This is a genomic window from Amycolatopsis nalaikhensis (assembly GCF_030264295.1).
GTDB classification, from domain to species: Bacteria; Actinomycetota; Actinomycetes; order Mycobacteriales; family Pseudonocardiaceae; genus Amycolatopsis; species Amycolatopsis nalaikhensis.
The window spans coordinates 6,821,463-6,839,413 of the sequence record NZ_CP127173.1; the positions used below are offsets into that span (position 1 = coordinate 6,821,463).

The 17,951-nt window shown below is 72.3% G+C and carries 22 protein-coding genes and 1 pseudogene; 12 read left to right on the top strand and 11 right to left on the bottom strand.

Translation table 11 applies throughout. The annotated features are described in order from the left end of the window. The first annotated feature begins 10 nt into the window (after positions 1–10). Positions 11–223 (top strand): hypothetical protein, encoded by a 213-nt coding sequence (locus QP939_RS33380; RefSeq protein ID WP_093953761.1) that lies wholly within the window; start codon positions 11–13, stop codon positions 221–223. Positions 224–452: 229 nt separating this feature from the next. On the opposite strand, the gene QP939_RS33385 is transcribed toward QP939_RS33380, so the two are convergent. Further along, entirely contained in the window at positions 453–974 is a 522-nt protein-coding gene (locus tag QP939_RS33385; RefSeq protein ID WP_285450226.1) for an ATP-binding protein, read from the bottom strand. Positions 975–1,221: 247 nt separating this feature from the next. On the opposite strand from QP939_RS33385, the pseudogene QP939_RS52260 reads away from it, so the two are divergent. Beyond that, a pseudogene (locus QP939_RS52260) lies at positions 1,222–1,308 on the top strand (hypothetical protein); the annotation flags it as partial. Between the two features lie 128 nt (positions 1,309–1,436). After that, complete coding sequence (gene rho, locus QP939_RS33390; protein WP_434219590.1) at positions 1,437–2,288, top strand: transcription termination factor Rho; 852 nt, start codon at positions 1,437–1,439, stop codon at positions 2,286–2,288. 4 nt (positions 2,289–2,292) lie between these two features. Here the strand turns inward: rho and QP939_RS33395 are convergent, their stop codons facing one another. The 5 genes from QP939_RS33395 to QP939_RS33415 form a co-directional block, all read right to left on the bottom strand. Next, complete coding sequence (locus tag QP939_RS33395) at positions 2,293–2,469, bottom strand: hypothetical protein (protein ID WP_285450227.1); 177 nt, start codon at positions 2,467–2,469, stop codon at positions 2,293–2,295. A 40-nt stretch (positions 2,470–2,509) separates the two neighbouring features. Continuing rightward, positions 2,510–2,788 carry a hypothetical protein gene (locus tag QP939_RS33400; RefSeq protein WP_285450228.1) on the bottom strand — a complete coding sequence of 93 codons (279 nt, stop codon included), beginning with the start codon at positions 2,786–2,788 and terminating at the stop codon, positions 2,510–2,512. 214 nt (positions 2,789–3,002) lie between these two features. Further along, complete coding sequence (locus QP939_RS33405) at positions 3,003–3,203, bottom strand: DUF3072 domain-containing protein (protein WP_285450229.1); 201 nt, start codon at positions 3,201–3,203, stop codon at positions 3,003–3,005. 66 nt (positions 3,204–3,269) lie between these two features. Then, a complete protein-coding gene (locus QP939_RS33410) occupies positions 3,270–3,692 on the bottom strand; it encodes a hypothetical protein (protein ID WP_285450231.1) in 423 nt (140 codons plus the stop codon). A gap of 54 nt (positions 3,693–3,746) precedes the next feature. Continuing rightward, on the bottom strand, positions 3,747–4,799 hold the full coding sequence (locus QP939_RS33415; RefSeq protein WP_285450232.1) for a C40 family peptidase: 1,053 nt from the start codon (positions 4,797–4,799) through the stop codon (positions 3,747–3,749). A 430-nt stretch (positions 4,800–5,229) separates the two neighbouring features. On the opposite strand from QP939_RS33415, the gene QP939_RS33420 reads away from it, so the two are divergent. Then, complete coding sequence (locus QP939_RS33420) at positions 5,230–6,060, top strand: peptidoglycan-binding domain-containing protein (RefSeq protein WP_285450233.1); 831 nt, start codon at positions 5,230–5,232, stop codon at positions 6,058–6,060. 81 nt (positions 6,061–6,141) lie between these two features. Next, positions 6,142–6,960, top strand: a complete 819-nt coding sequence (locus QP939_RS33425; protein ID WP_285450234.1) for an LLM class flavin-dependent oxidoreductase — start codon at positions 6,142–6,144, stop codon at positions 6,958–6,960. On the opposite strand, the gene QP939_RS33430 is transcribed toward QP939_RS33425, so the two are convergent. Continuing rightward, positions 6,914–7,861, bottom strand: a complete 948-nt coding sequence (locus QP939_RS33430) for a threonine/serine dehydratase (RefSeq protein ID WP_285450235.1) — start codon at positions 7,859–7,861, stop codon at positions 6,914–6,916. The genes QP939_RS33425 and QP939_RS33430 overlap by 47 nt on opposite strands. A gap of 83 nt (positions 7,862–7,944) precedes the next feature. Between QP939_RS33430 and QP939_RS33435 the strand changes: the two genes are divergently transcribed. Continuing rightward, on the top strand, positions 7,945–8,853 hold the full coding sequence (locus tag QP939_RS33435) for a LysR family transcriptional regulator (protein WP_285450237.1): 909 nt from the start codon (positions 7,945–7,947) through the stop codon (positions 8,851–8,853). A gap of 47 nt (positions 8,854–8,900) precedes the next feature. Here the strand turns inward: QP939_RS33435 and QP939_RS33440 are convergent, their stop codons facing one another. Continuing rightward, positions 8,901–9,824: a LysR family transcriptional regulator gene (locus QP939_RS33440; RefSeq protein ID WP_285450238.1), complete on the bottom strand. Its 924-nt coding sequence runs from the start codon at positions 9,822–9,824 to the stop codon at positions 8,901–8,903. Between the two features lie 74 nt (positions 9,825–9,898). Here QP939_RS33440 and QP939_RS33445 point away from each other — a divergent pair, with 74 nt between their 5' ends. From QP939_RS33445 to QP939_RS33455, 3 genes are read left to right on the top strand one after another with little or no spacing between them, the layout of a single operon-like run. Further along, positions 9,899–10,819, top strand: a complete 921-nt coding sequence (locus tag QP939_RS33445; RefSeq protein ID WP_285450239.1) for a DMT family transporter — start codon at positions 9,899–9,901, stop codon at positions 10,817–10,819. Between the two features lie 10 nt (positions 10,820–10,829). Beyond that, a complete protein-coding gene (locus QP939_RS33450) occupies positions 10,830–11,723 on the top strand; it encodes an NAD(P)H-binding protein (protein WP_285450240.1) in 894 nt (297 codons plus the stop codon). Then, positions 11,720–12,298 (top strand): CPBP family intramembrane glutamic endopeptidase, encoded by a 579-nt coding sequence (locus QP939_RS33455; protein ID WP_285450241.1) that lies wholly within the window; start codon positions 11,720–11,722, stop codon positions 12,296–12,298. The genes QP939_RS33450 and QP939_RS33455 overlap by 4 nt, the downstream gene beginning before the upstream one ends. On the opposite strand, the gene QP939_RS33460 is transcribed toward QP939_RS33455, so the two are convergent. Beyond that, a complete protein-coding gene (locus QP939_RS33460) occupies positions 12,295–13,260 on the bottom strand; it encodes an SDR family NAD(P)-dependent oxidoreductase (RefSeq protein ID WP_285450242.1) in 966 nt (321 codons plus the stop codon). The two genes, QP939_RS33455 and QP939_RS33460, sit on opposite strands and share 4 nt — an antisense overlap. A gap of 131 nt (positions 13,261–13,391) precedes the next feature. Between QP939_RS33460 and QP939_RS33465 the strand changes: the two genes are divergently transcribed. Then, entirely contained in the window at positions 13,392–15,170 is a 1,779-nt protein-coding gene (locus QP939_RS33465) for a glycoside hydrolase family 76 protein (RefSeq protein ID WP_285450243.1), read from the top strand. A gap of 14 nt (positions 15,171–15,184) precedes the next feature. Continuing rightward, positions 15,185–15,796, top strand: a complete 612-nt coding sequence (locus QP939_RS33470; RefSeq protein ID WP_285450244.1) for a SecDF P1 head subdomain-containing protein — start codon at positions 15,185–15,187, stop codon at positions 15,794–15,796. Positions 15,797–15,799: 3 nt separating this feature from the next. Here QP939_RS33470 and QP939_RS33475 read toward each other — a convergent pair whose 3' ends face one another. After that, positions 15,800–16,273, bottom strand: a complete 474-nt coding sequence (locus tag QP939_RS33475) for a MarR family winged helix-turn-helix transcriptional regulator (RefSeq protein WP_285450246.1) — start codon at positions 16,271–16,273, stop codon at positions 15,800–15,802. 82 nt (positions 16,274–16,355) lie between these two features. On the opposite strand from QP939_RS33475, the gene QP939_RS33480 reads away from it, so the two are divergent. After that, positions 16,356–16,997 carry an FMN-dependent NADH-azoreductase gene (locus QP939_RS33480; RefSeq protein WP_285450247.1) on the top strand — a complete coding sequence of 214 codons (642 nt, stop codon included), beginning with the start codon at positions 16,356–16,358 and terminating at the stop codon, positions 16,995–16,997. Positions 16,998–17,127: 130 nt separating this feature from the next. On the opposite strand, the gene QP939_RS33485 is transcribed toward QP939_RS33480, so the two are convergent. Beyond that, positions 17,128–17,847, bottom strand: a complete 720-nt coding sequence (locus QP939_RS33485) for a M24 family metallopeptidase (RefSeq protein ID WP_285450248.1) — start codon at positions 17,845–17,847, stop codon at positions 17,128–17,130. Positions 17,848–17,951: the final 104 nt, after the last annotated feature.

Here is a 17,951-nt window from a genome sequence, read left to right on the forward strand (position 1 = left end):
GCCTCATCGCATGAACACGGACGACGCGACGGTCCCGGCGCACCAGCTGACCAAGGGCCAGTGGTTCTGGCACGAGCCGGCGCCGGGGCTGCCCGCGTGGCAGCTGCAGGTGAACTCGGCGGAACTGCTGGAGGATTCCGTCGAGATCTTCACCACGGACGAGGAGCGGGAGCTGGTTTCGTACCCGCGGAACCGGCTCGTCCGCCTCGCCGGGGCGGCTTGAGGGGTGTGAGTTAGGGCACTGGGGGATGGGGGAGAGAGTGTGATTTCTTGCGGCGTGCGGTGATCGAAAGATTCGCTGGTCTTTGCGCGGTGTGCCGCGTGGCTCAGGTCAGGCCGCCTCGCTTGCGCCGGTCGTGCGGCCCGGTACCGGCTGGTTTTCGCGCGTCCTGCGCGACCTCCCGCTTGCGGTCCCGCCGACCGCGGCGCTCTGAATCGGCGCCGTTCCGGGCTCAGGCCGGGTTCTTGTCCCGCAGGGCCGCCGGGCGCCAGGTCATGCGGACCGTCGTGCCGCGGCCGCCCGTGGTGATGTCCGACTGGTCCGTCACCTGGTCGATCAGCAGCAGCCCCCGGCCGCCCGGGGTGCGGATGTCCGGGCGCTTCGGGCGGGTCGCCGGGATTCCGCAGCCCGTGTCCGTCACGGTCACCGTCACCACGTCGCCCGCGCGCGTCGCCTGGAGGCGGGCCCAGCCGTGGCCGTCCGGGTAGGCGTGGGCCGCCACGTTCGCCAGTGCCTCGTACGTCGCCAGCGTGATGTCGTGCGTGCTGCCCGGGTCGAGCGGGAACTCGCCCAGCCAGCGGGTCAGCTTGCGGCGCAGGTCGGCCATCTCGTTCGGCAACGCCGGCGCCAGCTCTTCGAAGGTCGAGGCGACCACGGCCCCGGGCGCGAAGCGCTGCGGCGACGTGGTCGGGGTTTGGTCGGCGTCGGTGCTCTCACCCGTGTCGACGCCGGGGTCCGGGGTATGTCGAGACACGATCCGCTCCCATCGGTCAGCCGCTGTTCCCCCGTTTCGGCGGGCTTCATTGGAGACCTACCCACCGCGACGGGGTCTTACCCGTTGTGCTTTCGGTGATCTCTCGCTACAGTGAAATCGCTCCTCATGGACGCTGGCCCGTTGGCCGCCCGGAGGCAGCTCTCACGGATCAGGCCGATCGGCCTCTTTCCCGCATTCCCGGCCGCGCCGTCGTCGCGCAGGCCGTCCACCTCATCAGGAGACACCCATGTCCTTCCACGGAATCCTTGACCTGTCAGGAAAAACCCCGTTCGCGCGGACCGCGTACCGGCCGTCGCCCGACGACGTCGCGCTCCCGCTTTCCCTCGTCCGCAAGCACAACCTGCGCCCGGGCGACGAAATCACCGGCACCACCGGCGAGATCACCAGCGTCAACGGCGCCGACCCGGCCGAACCGCGGCCGGTCTTCGACGAGCCGTCCCGGTGCACCCGGACCGGCGGCTGCTGCTCGAAACCACCCCGAACCGGCTGCTGCCGCGCGTCATCGACCTCGTCACCCCGATCGGCAAGGGCCAGCGCGCACTCGTGGTTTCCCCGCCGAAAGCCGGAAAAACCACGGTGCTCAGCGAAATCGGCCACGGCATCGCCGCCAACCACCCGGAATGCCACCTGCTGGTCCTGCTCGCCGACGAACGTCCCGAAGAGGTCACCGAACTGACCCGGACCGTGCGCGGCGAGGTGATCGCGTCCCCCTTCGACCGCCCGCCCGCCGAACACGCGGCGGTCGCGGAACTCACCGTCGAGCGCGCGAAACGCCTGGTCGAGCGCGGCGAAGACGTCGTGCTGCTGCTCGACTCCCTCACCCGGCTCGGCCGCGCTTACAACCTCTCGGCCCGCCCGTCCGGCCGCACGTTGTCCGGAGGTGTCGACGCCGCGGCGTTGCAGCCGATGAAGCGGATCCTCGGCGCCGCCCGCAACCTCGAAGGCGGCGGCTCGCTGACGATCATCGCGACGGCCCTGGTGGAGACCGGTTCCCTGGCCGACACGGTGTTCTTCGAAGAGCTGAAGAGCACGGGGAACGCCGAGCTGAAGCTCGACCGCAAGACGGCCGAGCGCCGCGTGTTCCCGGCCGTCGACCTGGCGGCGTCCGGCACCCGCCGCGAAGAACTCCTGGTCACCCCGGGCGAACTCGCGGCGATGCGCGAAGTCCGGCGGGCGTTGCCCGGCCCGCACGCCATCGAGCAGCTGCTCGACCAGCTCCGCAAGACCGGTTCCAACGCCGAGTTCCTGCTTCGCGTGACGGGCGCGAGCGCGGCACTGCCCGCCGCCGCTTGACGGTTCACTGATCGCGCCGCTCCCGCAGTTCGCCGATCACCTTCTGCCCGACGCCGCGGGCTTCTTCGGCGCTTTCCGGCGGTTCGCCTTCGCCCGGGTCGTAGAGGTTGTCGTCCGGCCGCCCGGGATCCGGGGTGCCGGGCCGCGCGATCTCGGGTTGTTCTTCGTTCGGTTGCGACATTTCCCGGTGATACCCGGTGGCGCGGCCGCCAATCGCGACGTCACCGAGGCGGCTGGTAGGGCGTGGCGCGCGGGTACGACGGCCGCTCGGGCCCGCGGTTCAGCGTGGCGACGAGAAAACCCAGCCCCACCACGGTGACAACGATCGCCGCCGCCCCGGGAGCCAGTCCCCACCAGAGCGTCCCGGCGGCCGCCACCAGCCAAGCGGCGACGAGCGTGCGCTTGGCGGTGAGCGGGTAGGGCTTCGGCAGTTCCCGCAGGGCACCGGCACCGAGCACGAGCACCCCGGCGAGCGCCACGATCAGCACGGTCAAGTACACGGGATGTCCTCCTTCGGGGGTCGGGCATCTGGGTACCGGTTACCCGCGCCAGTGCGAGGAAAGCCGTGTCGCCGAGCACAGAGGGGGAGTTCGGGCGCTCAGCCGCACGCCTGCGGCAAACGTTTGTGCGGCCGCGAAACCGCCCGCGCCGCCGCGCCAGCCCAGGCAGCAGCGCGCCCAACCGTGTCGGCCGCTCAGCCCCAGCCGCCCAGGGTCAGGCGCCTCGGCCGGTGGCCCGCTGCAGCTCGTCGATCCGCGCGGAGGCCTCAGCCTTCGTCAGCCCCTCCGGTACCGTCTCCCCGGCCTCCTGAGCCAGCGTCTGCAAATACGACCTCTGCGGCCCGGTCATCGGCTCGTCCCCGGTCGTCCAGTCGCTCGGGTCCTTCTCCGGGTTCGGTTCCACCTGGTCCGTCACAGCTCCTCCAATCGAACACTTGTTCGCTTGGCTTCGACTGTAGCGCGCGGGTCCGACAATTGCCGCTCAGTCATCGGCGGCCGGGCTGCTCGGCGTGCCCATTTCGTGGCCCGTGCGGCCCTCGGTGCGGCGGTCTTCCTTCATCTGCTGTTCGTGCAGGTGGCGGCGGCCGTCCGTGAGGGTGCCCAGCAGGTCGCGCACGAGGTCCTGGAACGTCTTGAAGTACCCGTCGTCGTACTCCTCGATCACCTGGAACGTCCACCGATCGGGGAGCACGTTCAGCCCGATGAGTTCCTCGGAGATCCGCCGTGCCCACTCCGCGTGGCCGGCTTTCTCCAGCTGCTCGACGGCGTCGCTGAGCGCCAGGTCCGCGCTGCCGGTCAGCTGGTGGAACGAGTAGAGGTGGCCGCGCGCCCGCTCGATCGTCTCGAACGCTTCGGTGACCTTGCCGACCGCTTCGACCGTGGCGGGGTCGTATTTCTCGTCCATGCGCGAAATATGCCCCGTTCCGGGATTTCTACACTTCCCGGAACGGGGCACCGTTCACGCCGTGGGCCGCGTCGCGCCCGAGTACTGGCTCAGCAGCGGCGAGATCTTGACGACGTCGCCGCTCGTCGGGGCGTGGACCATCTTGCCGTCGCCGATGTACATCCCGATGTGGGACACCGGCGAGTAGTACGCGACCAGGTCGCCCGGCTGCAGCTGGCTGCGCGACACCGGCGTGCCGAAGCCCGCCTGCGCCGACGACGTCCGCGGCAGGCTGATCCCGGCCTGCTTGTACGCCCACTGCATCAGGCCCGAGCAGTCGAACGTGCTCGGCCCGGTGGCGCCCCAGACGTAGGCGCTGCCCAGCTTGCTCAGCGCCGCGTCGACCGCCTTCTGCGCGGCCGCGCTGGGGGCCTTGACGTTCGGGGCCGCGCCGCCGGTGTCCTTCTGGGCCGCCTTGTCGGCGCTGCTGAGGTTCCGGCTCTGCGCCTCGATCTGGTCGATCTGGGTCTGCAGGTTCTTCTTCTTGGCCTCGATGTCCGACGCCAGCTTCGCGGCGGCGTCACGGGCGTCCTGCGCCCGCTTCGCCGCGTCGGTCGCCGTCTTCTCGGCGGCCGCGGCCTTGTCGGCCGCGCCGGTGAGGTTGTCCATCGCGGCGTTCTTGTCGGTCGCGATGACCTCGAGGGCCGCCGAGCGGTCCAGGAAGTCCTGCGTCGACGTGCCGGCCAGCAGCGCGGACAGCTTGTTCATCGCGACGCCGCTGGTGAATGACGCGCCGGCGAACTTGTCCACCTGGGACTGGTACTTCTGCTTCGCGTCGGCGGCCTGGGTGCCGGCGTTCTTCGCGGCCGTGACGTCGGCGTTGGCCTTGTCGAGCTCGCCCTGCTTGGCGGTCAGGTCGTCCTGGGCCTTGAGCAGGTCTTCGTTGAGCTTTTCCGCCTGGCCCGCGAGTTCGCGGTACTTGGCGAGGGCGTCCGACCCGGTGGGCGGAGCCTGGAGGGCGGGGATGGGGGCGGCGGTGGCCGACGGCTGGGCCACGGTGACGACAGTGATCACCGCGGCGGCCGCGAGGGCACCTGACACCACGCGCTTGACGGGATGCGAACGCATTCTCGCGCGGGTCTCCTTTGCTGATCGGCCGCCGTCGGGTTCCGGAGGGGCGAGTCGGGGGCCTCGCCCGCGCTTCACCGCATCAGGAAGTGCACGCGGTGGCGTCCAGTACCCGGCAGGGGTATCGGCGGCGATCTCGCGTCGCCGTCTCATCGACGACCGGGGGCCGCGAGATCTCGAACAGGTTACGAAACGAGCACGGGAACGTCCAGCACTGGAGCGAGTCAACTCTCCGTGACGACGCCGATCACGGCTGGACCAGGTCAAACGCAAATCGGTGTGGTCGGTATTACGCGCCGTTACCACGCAGGGGCAGGGCCCGGCTTCACAGCGTGACGTCGAACGGGTCGAACGCCCGGTTTGTACGTCCCTTGTATCCGGTGCGGTGATCGTGGCGATCGCAAGCGAACCCGATCACTGGAGGACACGGATGTTCACGAAGGCCGCCGTCTTGACGGCGCTCACCGCGGCGGCGTTCGCCGTGGCCGCACCGGCCCAGGCCGAGACCGCGGTCACGACGGCGCTGCCGACGGCGAACATGGAGGCCGTGCTGAAGGCGGCCCAGATCGACCCGCGCCGCGCCGACGACACGCAGACGCCGGGCGCGCACGACAGCGTCCTGCTCGTCGAGCAGGCCCTGCAGGCGAAGGGGCTGCTGGCGAGCACCTACGTCGACGGCTACTTCGGCACCACCACCATCTCGGCGTACTCGCAGTACCAGAAGTCGTTGGGCTACACCGGGATCGACGCGTCCGGCCTGCCCGGCAAGACGTCGCTGGAGAAGCTGGGCGAGGGCCGGTACACGGTGACCAACCCGGTTTCCGCGGGCAGTCACGTCACCTACCACGGCGTCACGCTCAACACCCGCACCAAGGCGATGCTGGTGGCCGCCGAAGGGATCTTCGGTTCCTCGGTCAGCCTGACGCAGGGCTCGTACAACCCGGGCGGCGTCGACGCTTCGGCCGGCACCCACGACGGTGGCGGCGCGATGGACATCTCGGTGTCGAACCTGTCGTCGGCGAGCCGGACGAACCTGCTGAAGGCGTTGCGCCAGGTCGGGTTCGCGGCGTGGCTGCGCACCCCGGCTCAGGGTTTCGCCTACCACATCCACGCGATGGCGATCTCCGACCCGGATCTGTCTTCGGGCGCGCAGCACCAGACCGGCGACTACTACCTGGGCATGAACGGCCTGGCCGGCCGCGGCGCCGACGACGGCCCGTCGGTCCCGAAGGTCACCTGGGAGGAGTACCAGCGCGGCTGACGCCGTCCGCGCCCGGCCATGGTGGCACGGCCGGGCGCGCCGGTGGTTTGATCGAAGTATCGACCTGATGGGGGTATTTCGATGACGGACAAGGCATTCCGGTTCGGCGTGGTCTCGGCACCGCAGGAAGGCGGCGCGCGCTGGCTCGCGACCGCCCGCCGCGCCGAGGAGCTCGGGTATTCGACGCTGCTCTGCCCGGACAACCTGAACCTCCCGACGCCGACCGCGGCGCTGGCGGCCGCCGCCGCGGCGACGACCGAGCTGCGCGTCGGCTCCTTCGTCCTGGCCAGCCCGCTGCGCACGGCGCGGGCGGCGGCGTGGGAGGCGCACAGCCTGACCACGGTGACCGACGGCCGGTTCGAACTCGGTCTCGGCACCGGGTTGCCGACTATGCGCCAGCAGGCCGAAGAGCTCGGGCTGCCCTACGGCTCGGGGCAGGACCGGCTCGACTCGATCTCCGAGACGATCGACCACGTCCGCCGGCTCGACGGCGACGCGCACACGCCGGTGATGGTCGCCGCGGGCGGCCCCAAGGCGCGACGGCTGGCCGGGAAGAAGGCCGACATCGTCGCGCTCGCCGGTGGCGCGCTGACCACCCGCGAAGAACTGGCGGGCCACGCCCGGGAAATCCGCGAAGCCGCCGGTGACCGCGACGTCGAGCTCTCGCTCAACATCTGGGTCGTCGGCGAGCAGGTCCCGCCGTGGATCCGCGGCTTCATCGGCGTCGACGCGGAAACGCTGATCGAGCACGACTCGCTGGCCATCGTCCGCGGCGGCGTCGACGCCATGGCCGAGGAGCTCGAACGGCGTCGCGAGGAGCTGGGCGTGTCCTACTTCAGCGTCAACGGCGCGTTCATCGAGGAGTTCGCGCCGCTGGTGGAGCGCCTGACGGGGAAGTGAGCGTCGCGGGGTCGGTGTTGGCGCCGCAGAGCAGGACGGCGACGCGTTCGCCGGGTGCCGGGCGGTAGGCGCCGCTCAGCAGGGCGGCGAACGCCGTCGCGCCGCCGGGTTCGAGGGCGAGACGGTAGCGGTCCCACAGTGCCGCCCGCGCCTCGACGATCGCGCTGTCGTCCACCAGCACCGAGCCCGCGTCCGTGCGGGTGGCGACGGCGAAGGCGATGTCGCCCAGGCGAGTCGCGCCGAGCGAGTCGGCGGCGACGCCGGACACCTCGACCGGGACCGGCTCCCCGGCGGCCAGCGCCGCGTTCAGCGTCGGGGCCGTGCGCGGTTCGACGCCGACCACTCGCGCCCGGCCCTCGACCGCGGCGGCGATCCCCGCCAGCAGCCCGCCCCCGCCGACGGCGACCAGGATCGTGTCGAGGTCGTCGGCCTGCTCCAGCAGTTCGAGGCCGATCGTGCCCTGCCCGGCGCAGATTTCGGGTTGGTCGTAGGCGTGGCAGAAGAGCGCGCCCGAGTTCGCCGCGTGCTTCACCGCGGCGTCGTAGGCGTCCGCGTACTTCTCGCCGACGAGTTCGACGGCCGCGCCGAGCGCCCGCAGCTTCGCGACCTTCACCGCCGGGGCGGTCACCGGGACGTAGACGCGTGCGGGGAGGCCGAACTCCCGGGCGGCGTAGGCGACGGCGAGCCCGGCGTTGCCACCCGACGCGGCGACCACCCCGGCCGACGGCGGGTCACCGGCCGCGAGGATCCGGTTGAAGGCGCCGCGGGCCTTGAACGACCCGGTGTGCTGCAGCTGCTCGAGCTTGAACCACACGCCCTCGTCCGCGGCGAACACCGGGGTCCGGCGGACCCGGCCCGCGATCCGCGCGGCCGCGCGCTCGACATCCGAAGTGCTGATCATGGCCCCAGCATGCGCCGCGAGTGCCGTAAGCACCAGCGACGTCTCCTATGCTGGCGTTAGCGACGCTTACGGCTGGAGGTCCCGTGCTCGACGCCCACCGCCTGGCCCTGCTCGCCGAGGTCGCGCACGCCGGGTCGATCGCCGGGGCGGCGCAGAAGCTGTCCTTCACGCCGTCGGCGGTCTCGCAGCAGCTGGCCAAGCTCGAACGCGACGTCGGCGCGCGCCTCCTGCACCGCAACCCGCGCGGGGTCACGCTCACCCCGGTCGGGGAGGCCCTGCTCACCCACGCCGAGACGATCGTCGGGGAGCTGCGGACCGCCGAGCGGACGGTCCGGGCCCTGCTCGACGAGGAACCCGCGCAGCTCACCGTGGGCACGTTCGCGAGCGCGGGCATGACGCTCGTGCCCGCCGCGCTCGCGGGGTTCCGCCGCGACCACCCGGCGGTCGCGCTGCGGCTGCTGGACCTGGAACCACCCGACGGCTACGGCCTGGTCAGCTCGCGCGACCTCGACCTGCTGATCACCCACCGCTACCCGGGCGCGCCGCTGCCCGACCCGCGCGGGCTCGAGCGGACGTTGCTGCGCTCGGAGCGGTTCCGGCTGATCCTGCCCGTGGGACACCCGAAAGCCCGCGTCCGGCGGCTCACGCTGCGGGCGCTGGCGGGGGAGGACTGGATCTCCGGCAGCCCGGGCGTGCCCAACCGCGCCTGTCTCGAGCAGCTTGCCGACGCCGCCGGGATCGGGGTCCGCGTGGCCTACGAAACCCGGGACTACCAGGTGATCCTGGCGCTGGTCGAGGCCGGGCTCGGGATCGCGTTCGTGCCGGAGAGCGTGCTCGGGCGGGCGGGATCGGCGCGCCTCGAAGTCCGCGACACCGTCGACGCGCGGCCGGCGCGGGAGATCTTCCTGGTCCACCACCGACGCCCGGGCCGCCTGGTGACCGAGATGGCCGATCGCCTGAGCCGTGCTGAAGGGGACGTTCATGGCATCTGATGCGCTGAAGGGGACTTTCCTCGCATCAGATGCCAGCAACGTCCCCTTCAGCCCACCGGGCGGCCCGCGGTCTCGAACCGGGCCGACGCCGCCCGGAGCGCGTCCAGGCACGCCCGCACCGCGCCGCGATCCTCTTCGCCCGCCCGGCAGATCGCGTAGATCGTGCGGGTCAGGACCGGGCGCGTGGTCAGGATCCGCACCCCTTCGGGCAGCCGTTCGCGGGCCAGCCGGGGCACCAGTGCCGCGCCGGCGTTGCCCGCCACCAGGGCCAGCTGCGTCGGGTAGCCGCCGACCGTGCAGCTGATCCGCGGCTCCAGCCGCTGCTTGCGCAGCACCTGCACCAGCCACTCGTAGCAGCCGGAGCCCAGGCTCCAGCCGATCCACGGCAGGTCGTCCACTTCGGACAGATCGACGGTCTTGCGGTGCGCCAGCCGGTGATCCGCGGGCAGCGCGAGGTCGGCGACGTCGGAGAACAACGCGATCCGCGTCGTCGACGGCGGGATCACCGTCGGCCGGTCGGCCCAGCTCTCCAGCACCGCGACGTCGAGGTCGCCGGCCAGCACGCGCGGCATCGTCTGCTCGGCTTCGCCCTCGTGCAGGGTGACCGCCAGCCGCGGGTGCTGCGCGGCGAGCGTGGCCAGCGCGGGCGGCAGCAGCGCGTGCACGGTCGTCGGGATCGCGCCGACCCGCAGCGGCCCGATGACGTCTTCGCGCAGCAGCTCCAGGTCCGCCTTCGCCTCGGCCACCTGGGCTAGGATCCGCTCGGCGTGCGCGGCCAGCACCTGGCCCGCCTTGGTCAGCCGGACGCCGCGGCCGCGCGGCTCCAGCAGCGCCTGCCCGGCTTCCCGTTCCAGCTTCGCCAGCTGCTGCGACACCCCGGACGGCGTGACGTGCAGGGACGCGGCCGCCGCGGCGACCGAGCCCTGGGTGGCGACGGCGTGCAGCGCGCGCATCCGCTCGAGTCCGAACACGGTAGTGATGCTACCGAATTCCAGGCAGAAACATTCGCTTGTCCTTGACAGTCGCGCCCCGCACGCTGGGAAGCGTGACCACGACCGCGCCCCGCCCCACGATCACCACGGCGTTCACCGACCGCTTCGACCCGCGCCTGCTGGCGGCGCTGGGCAGCTTCTGCATCTCGCTGTCGTCGGTCTTCATCAAGGTCTCGCACACCAGCGGCAGCACGAGCGCGTTCTGGCGCTGCCTGCTCGCGTTGCCGGTGTTGCTCGTGCTCGCCGTGCGGGAACGGCGGAAGACCGGCCCAGTGCGCCGGGTGGTCCTGCCGCTGCTCGCCGGCACCGGGCTCGGCCTGGACTTCGTGCTGTGGGGTGAGGCGATCCCGCGCGTCGGCGCCGGTATCGCCACGGTGCTGCTCGCCGTGCAGGTGATCATCGTGCCGCTGCTGGCGTTCGCGTTCCTGCGGGAGCGGCCGGCGAAGCGGTTCCTGCTCGCCGTGCCCGTGCTGCTCGGCGGTGTCGTGCTGGCCGGCGGGTTCGCCGGGTCCGGCTCGTTCGGCCCCGACCCGGTCACCGGTGCCGTGGCGGCGATGCTCGCCGGGGCGGGCTACGCGGTGTACCTGTTCCTGATCCGCCTCAGCGGCGGCGCGGGTGACGGCCAGGTGCAGTCGCTGGTCCTGGCGACGCTGTCGGCCGGGCTCGTGGCCGTCGTGCTCGGCGTCCCGACCGGCACGCTCGACCTGGCCCCGAGTCCGGCGACGTTCGGCTGGCTCGTCGCGCTCGCCGTCGTCGGTCAGCTCATCGGGTGGCTCCTGATCTCCGCCGCGCTGCCCCGGATGTCGGCCACCACCGGCGCGACGCTGATGCTGCTCCAGCCGGTCGGCGCGGTGTTGCTGGGCATCGGCCTGCTCGGCGAGACCCCGAGCGTGCTGCAGCTCGTCGGCTGCGCGGGCGTCGTCGCCGCGGTCTGCTTCGCCGGACGTTCTGCGGGGCGGCGAAGCCCCCGCTAACGTCCCGCACATGCGCGTGCTGGTGGCCGGGGCTTCGGGGTTCGTCGGCAGCCGGTTGTGCCCGGCACTGGAAGCCGCCGGGCACGAGGTGCTCGCGATGACCCGCCACCCCGCGAAGTACTCCGGCGCCGGGAAGGCGGTCCGCGGCGACGTCGCCGACGTCGGTTCCCTGCGGGACGCGCTCAAGGGCGCCGAGGCCGCCTACTACCTCGTGCATTCCTTGGACAGCACGGACTTCAAGCGCCGCGACGCCGACGCCGCCCGCGCGTTCGCCCGCGCCGCCGGGGACGCGGGCCTGCGCCGGATCGTCTACCTCGGCGGCCTCGGGGACGACGACGACACGTTGTCCGAGCACCTGGCCAGCCGCCGCGAAGTCGAGCGGCTGCTGGGGGAGACCGGCGTCCCGGTGACGGTGCTGCGCGCCGGGATCGTGATCGGCCACGGTGGCACGTCGTGGGAGCTGACGCGCCAGCTGGTGGAGCACCTCCCGGCGATGGTGACCCCGCGCTGGGTCGGGACCCGCACCCAGCCGATCGCGCTCGCCGACGTCGTCCGCTACCTGGTCGGCGTGCTCGATCACCCGGACGCCGAGGGCCGGACGTTCGAGATCGGCGGCCCGGAGGTGCTGGCCTACCGGGACATGCTGCAGCGGGTGGCGGCGATCGAGGGGCGGCCGCTGGTGATCGTGCCGGTGCCGCTGCTCTCGCCGCGGCTCTCGTCGTACTGGCTTTCCCTGGTGACCGACATCGACGTCACGACCGGACGCGCGCTGATCGACTCGATGACGAATGAGGTCGTCGTCCACGACGACGCGATCCGCGAACTCGTCCCGTTCGAGCCGATGGACTACGACGACGCCGTGCTGCAGGCCCTCGGTGAGCGAGCCAAGAGCAGGCGGGCGTGAAGGCGTTCCTGGCCGCCGTGACGGCCGCCGGATCGGGGCTGCTGCGTGCGTCGCTGGCGAGTGAACCGGGGTCGCGCCGGTTCCACGCGTTGACGGCGTCGGTGGCCGCGACCTGGTTCGCCGCCGCCGGGCCGGTGCCACGTGGCCGCCGCGAAGTGACCCAGCCGGTGCTGGTGGGGGCGGGCGCGTTCGGGGTGTTCTACGGCTGCGCGCTGGTGGCCCGCCGTGTCGCGCCGCTGCGTCGCGCGATCGCCGGGGTGCTTGACCACGCCCACCGCGGCCCGACGTCGACCGTGGCGGCGACCACGTTGGTGACCGGAGTGGCGGAAGAGGTCTTCTTCCGCGGCCGGCTTTACGACGCGTTCGGCGCGCGCGGCGCCACGGCGGCGTACGTGCTGTCCACCACGGCGACCCGGAATCCCGCGCTGGTGCTGGCTTCCGCGGTGATGGGGACGCTCTTCGCGTGGCAACGCGGCCGGGCGGGCGGGGTGCAGGCGCCGCTGCTGACGCACGTCGTGTGGTCGGCGTTGATGCTCGCGTTCCTGCCGCGGCTCTTCCCGCCGCCCGAGCGTTAGGCGGGCGCTCCGGCGAGCTCGGCGACGTGGCTCCACAGGTGGGCCCGCGCCACGACGTCGTCCGCGCCGGCGCCGAGGGCGTACGTCGTCGGGCGGGATCGGCGGTCGTGCCACAGCTTGCCGGTCGACTCGATCGCCTCCGGGGCGCCGCCGAGCCACACGATCGTGTCCGCGCCTTCCTCCGGTGTCCGGATGATCGGACGGGTGAGCGCCCGGAACACCGGCAGCCAGTTCCGCACGCCCTTCGTGTCGGCCCAGCCCGGGTGCATCGCGTGGACGTGCACGCCGCGGCCGGCCAGCCGATGCGCCCACTGCTCGGTGAGCACCAGCTGCTCGCGCTTGGTGCGCGCGTAGATCTTCTTCGGTCCGTAGTCCGTGTCTTCGGACTGCAAGTCGCCGTCCGGGATCTTCTGGTCGTACTGACCACCCGAGGTGACCGTGATGACCCGCGCGGGTGCGGACCGTTCCAGCAGCGGCGCGAGGCCGTCGATGAGCACCCACGGCGCCAGGACGTGCGTGGCGAAGGTCAGCTCGACGCCGTCTTCGGTGTGCTCGCGTTCGTCGGGCATCACGCCCGCGTTGTTCACCAGGACGTCGAGCCGTTCCTCGCGACCGGAGAAGTCTTCGATGAACGCGCGCAGCTCCTTGAGGCTGGCGAGGTCGCACGCGACCGGGCGGACGTCGGCGTCCGGCACGCGTTCCCGTGTCCGCGCCGCGGCTTCGGCGGCGCGCTCCTCGGTGCGGCCCAGCACCCGGACCGACGCGCCCAGCCGGGCGAACCCGGCCGCCGCCGCGAGGCCGATGCCGGACCCGGCGCCGGTCACGAGCACCACCTTGCCGGGCATCGGCGGCGGGTCGGCGGGCCAGCCGGGCAGGCGGCGGCGCACCTGGAGCCCGACGTTGCCGTAGCCCAGGACGATGGAACGGTCCAGCACGGTGTCGATCGTCGTGGCGATGTCCATGGCCCCCGCGTACCCGGCGCGCCCGGCGGCCAACCATTGTCCGGAACGAGCCAGAACCGGGCGGAATCCTTCAGAACCGGACGCGGTCTTCCTATCCTGGAAAGAACCCCGGTGCGTGGAGAGGGATGTCGATGCGGACATTGCTCGTGCTGCTGCTCGTCTTCGGATCCCTGACCCCGCTCCCCGCGGCCGCGGCCACCGCGGTGTGCGTGACGTCGTGCGACACGCTCGACCCGTCGCGGGCCGCGCGCGAGAGCTTTCCCTTGCCGGACAAGGTGATCAACGGCCGCGTGCTGCGCCTGCACGCCTCGGACCCGGACGGGATGGCGTGGGCGAGCATCGACAACGGCGTTCCCGGCGACGCCGTCTGGCTCGACCGGTCGTGGGACGGCGGCGTCACCTGGGAAGGCCTGCTGGGCAAGGCGAGCATCCCCGGTACGTGGACCGGCACCCGCACGCTCATGTACAACCTCACCGATCCGGCGCATCACCGCCGCGGTCTGGTCCGCGCGTGCGGCGACGCGCAGGGTGTCGGCTGCACGGCGTGGATCTACCCGGCGGTCTGCGACGCCGCGTGCGACGGATCCGCACCGGCCGCCGGAGACACGCAACCGGTCGCGCCGACGACGTTGTCCGGCCGCACCATCCGCCTCCACTTCGACGGCCGCGGCCTGGCGTGGGCCGGGATCGAGGCGGGCGGGACCGGCGACGAGATCTGGCTCGATCGGTCGTGGGACGCGGGCGCGAGCTGGCCGGACGGCTCGTCGCTCGGCCGCACGAGCGTCCCCGCGGGCGCGACCGGCACGCGCACGACGGCGTTCGCGACCCGCGATCCCCGCGGGCGGCTCTACGGCGGTGCGGTCCGGGCGTGCGGCCGTGAAGCCGCGCACGCGCAGGGAAGTTGCACGGCCTGGGCGCGCCCGGCCACGGCCCGCGTGGCCGGCGCGGTCGACGCGTTGATGTGGTCCTACGACCCCTACACCGCGTGGTGGCCGTCGAGCTGGTGGAATTCGGCGGTCGCGGTGACGGCGGTGGCCGACGCGGGCGGCTTCGAGGCGGCGCTGGCCCGCACCTTCGACGTCAACCGGGCCGCTTTCCCCGCCGGGGCACGCAGTTCCGACCCGATCGACGGGCACTTCGTCAGCCGGGCGATCGACGACAGCGCGTGGTGGGGCCTGGCCTGGATCGCCGTCTACGACCGCACCCGCGACCCGCGTTACCTCGCCGAGGCGACGACGATCGCGGACTACGTCCACGGTTTCTGGGACACGGGCACCTGCGGCGGCGGGGTGTGGTGGGACCGCGAGCGCACGTACAAGAACGCCGTCACGGCGGGGCTGTACCTGCGGCTGACGGCGTCGCTGCACAACCGGATCGCGGGGGACACCGTGTGGGGCCAGCGGGCGAGGACGGCGGGGGACTGGTACCTGAAGTCCGGTCTGGTCAACGCCTCGGGCCTGGTGAACGACGGCCTGACTGCCTCGTGCGCCAACAACGGCCAGACCGTCTGGACCTACAACCAGGGTCTCGGCATCGGCGGTCTGCTGGAGCTGTGGCGGGCCACCGGCGTCCAGTCCTATTCGGACGCGGCGAAGCGGCTCGCCGACGCGGCGATGTCCCGGCTCACCTCCGGTGGTGTGCTCGTCGAATCCTGTGACACCGGCACGGGTTCCTGCGACGACAACCAGAAGCAGTTCAAGGGCATCTTCATGCGCTATTTCGGCGACCTCGCGACGGCGACGGGCTCGGCCACCTACCGTGCGTTCGCCCAGCGCCAGGCCGACGCGCTGTGGACGGGCGACCGCGACGCGCTCAACCGGATCGGCCAGCGCTGGACCGGCACTACGCCGAACGTGGCGGATTGGCGCACCCAGGCCTCCGGGCTGGAAGCGATCCTGGCGGCGGGGTAGGACCGCCCGCCAGAATGGGCGGCGTGCGGATCCTCCTGCTCGCGGCCGTCGCCGTGCTCGCCACCGGGTGCCAGGCCGAGGTCGCCGGTCAGGCCGAGTCCACCGGGTTCCTCGTCAAGGACGGCACCCAGCTGCGGTTCCGGCCGGTGCTGGCCGAGCTGCCCCCGGGCCCGCCGACCGGCTCGGCGGCCGACCGGCAGAGCACCGACCCGGCCACCCAGCAGGCCGCCGCGCGAGCCCTGGACTGCGCGCCCGGGCAGCCGGATCCCTTGGCCGGGCGCGACGATCCGGCGTTGCCGCTGGTCAGCTGCGACCGCGTGCAGGGCACGAAGTACATCCTCGGGCCCGGCTTCCTCAGCGGCGCGGACGTGAGCCGGGTCGACGCCGCCGTCGACCCGCAGAACGGCGGCGCGCTCGTCAACCTCAGCTTCACCGCCGCCGGGGCGCGGACGTGGGCGGAGTGGACCGGGCAGAACGTCGGCAAGCAGGTGGCGATGGTGCTGCGGGGCCGGGTGCTGACCGCACCGTCGGTGCAGTCCGCGATCACCGGCGGCGAAACGCAGATCACCGGGAAGTTCACGCTGCCCGAAGCGCGGCAACTGGCCCGCGACATCGCCGGCGGCTGACGCTCAGCAGTTCGTGATGCCCTCGGCACAGGCTTCGGCGTCCGTCTTGCTCGTCGCCTGGTGGAGCAGCTCGTAGAGCGTCTCCCGCTGCTCGACGCTCAGTCCGCTCAGCACTTCGTCTTCCACCGCGGCCAGCGCGAATTCGGCCTTGGCCAGCTGCTTCGCGCCGACGTCGGTGAGCTCGACGACGTGGCGGCGCCGGTCGACGGTCGAGCGCCGCCGCTCGACCAGGTTCGCGGCCTCGAGCTCGTTGAGCAGGCCGACCACGTTGGTGCCGTCCATCTGCAGGATCTTCGCCAGGTCCTGCTGCGAGCTGCCGCGCATGTCGCGCAGCACCGTCAGGGCGATCAGGTGGCGCGGCCGCAGCCCGAGCGGGGCCAGCACCGTCTCGCTGCGCAGCCGCATCCGGCGCGAGAGGTGGTCGAGCAGCGCCCCGCAGCGGTGGGGCGGCTGGTTCACGACCGGCAGCGACGTCATGGGCCCAGTATATGGGCGCCCCAACGATGGGTGTGCTATTAATGGTTTGTCTTACATCAACGATCTATGGACGGCTAACGACATGGCGCATCTCCTGCACATCGACTCGAGCATCCAGGGCGAAGCCTCGGTGAGCCGCCGGCTCAGCGCCCGGGCCGCGGCCGCGTGGCGCGCCGCGCACCCGGACGGCACCGTCACCTACCGCGACCTGGGCGCGAACCCCGTTCCGCACCTCGACGCGACGAACGGGTCGGCCCGGATGGTTCCGCCGGAGCAGCACACGCCCGAGCAGGCGGCGTCCTGGGCGCTGACCCAGGAGCTGGTCGGCGAGATCAAGGCGGCCGACACCGTGCTCCTAGGCCTGCCGGTCTACAACTACGGCGCCCCGAGCAGCGTCAAGGCGTGGGTGGACCACCTCATCGCGGTCGGGCTCTCGGTCGACCCCGAGACGCAGACCGGCCTGCTCGGCGACCGCGAGTTCATCGTGCTGGCCAGCCGCGGCGGCGGGTACGGCGAAGGCGCGCCCCGCGAAGGCTGGGACCACGCCGAGCAGTGGCTGCCCCACGGCGTCTCGCTGACCGGCCTGGAGCCGCGGTTCATCACGGCGGAGCTGACGCTCGCGCACGTCAACCCGGCGATGGCGGAGCTGATCCCGCTGGCCGACGCGAGCCTCGCGGCGGCGGAGCAGGCCATCGACGAGCTGTGGGTCCCGGCGCGGGTCTGACCGGCCCCAAGCGCCCCAATGTGGCCTTCGGTGCGTCTGACGCAACGAATGTGGCCTTCGGTGCGTCTGACGCAACCAAGGCGGCCTTCGGTGCGCAAGACGCAACCAAGGCCGCCTTGGGGCGCTCGGGTCAGGACTCCGCGGCGCTCGGCCCCAAGTCCAGGAGCTGCTCGAAGAACCCGCCGATCTCCCGTTCGCGGTCGACGAGGTGGACCTCGAGGATCCAGTGCGACGTCCGCCCGGTGCGGTCCGGCCGCCGCATCGGGCCGTCGCTGCCGGGGGCGATGTAGGAGTCGATGCGGTCGCCGTCGATCGTCTCGTGCGGGAACTGGCCGACCAGGTGCCCGGCGATCGAGCCGCCGAACTCCCAGCCCGCCTCGCGTGCCAGCTCGACCATGTGGGCGTACAGCTCGGCACCCGTGATGTCCGGCCGCGCGGCGAAGTACGCGCGGCCGGCGTCGAACACCTCCGGCAGGGTGGCGCGCAGCCGGTGCTTGACCGGGTCGTCGCCGAGCACGTACGTCCGGCCGAAGTCGGCCTCCCAGTCCTCGAAGATCGGGCCGAAGTCGGCGAACACGATGTCGTCCTCGGCCAGGACGCGGTCCGGCGGGTTCTCGCGGTAGGGCCGCAGCGTGTTGACCCCCGCGCGGACGATCCGCTTGTGCCAGTAGCGGCGGATGCCGAACAGCTCGCCCGCCAGGTCGCGGATCGCGTCGCTCGCCTCGGTCTCGCGGACGCCGGGCGCGAGGATGCCGCGTTCGGCCACGGCCTCGAACAGTTCGACCGCCTTCTCCTGCGCCGCCAGCAGCCGCCCGGCGCGGACTTCTTCGTCCTCGACCAGCTCACCCATGGCCCCGACGGTAGCAACGCCGGACGCAGGCGGTACCGTGCCGCCGCGGGCGGAGTGGCATGATGCGGGCCCGGGCGGACCGCACCCTGGGTGAGGAAGGTCAG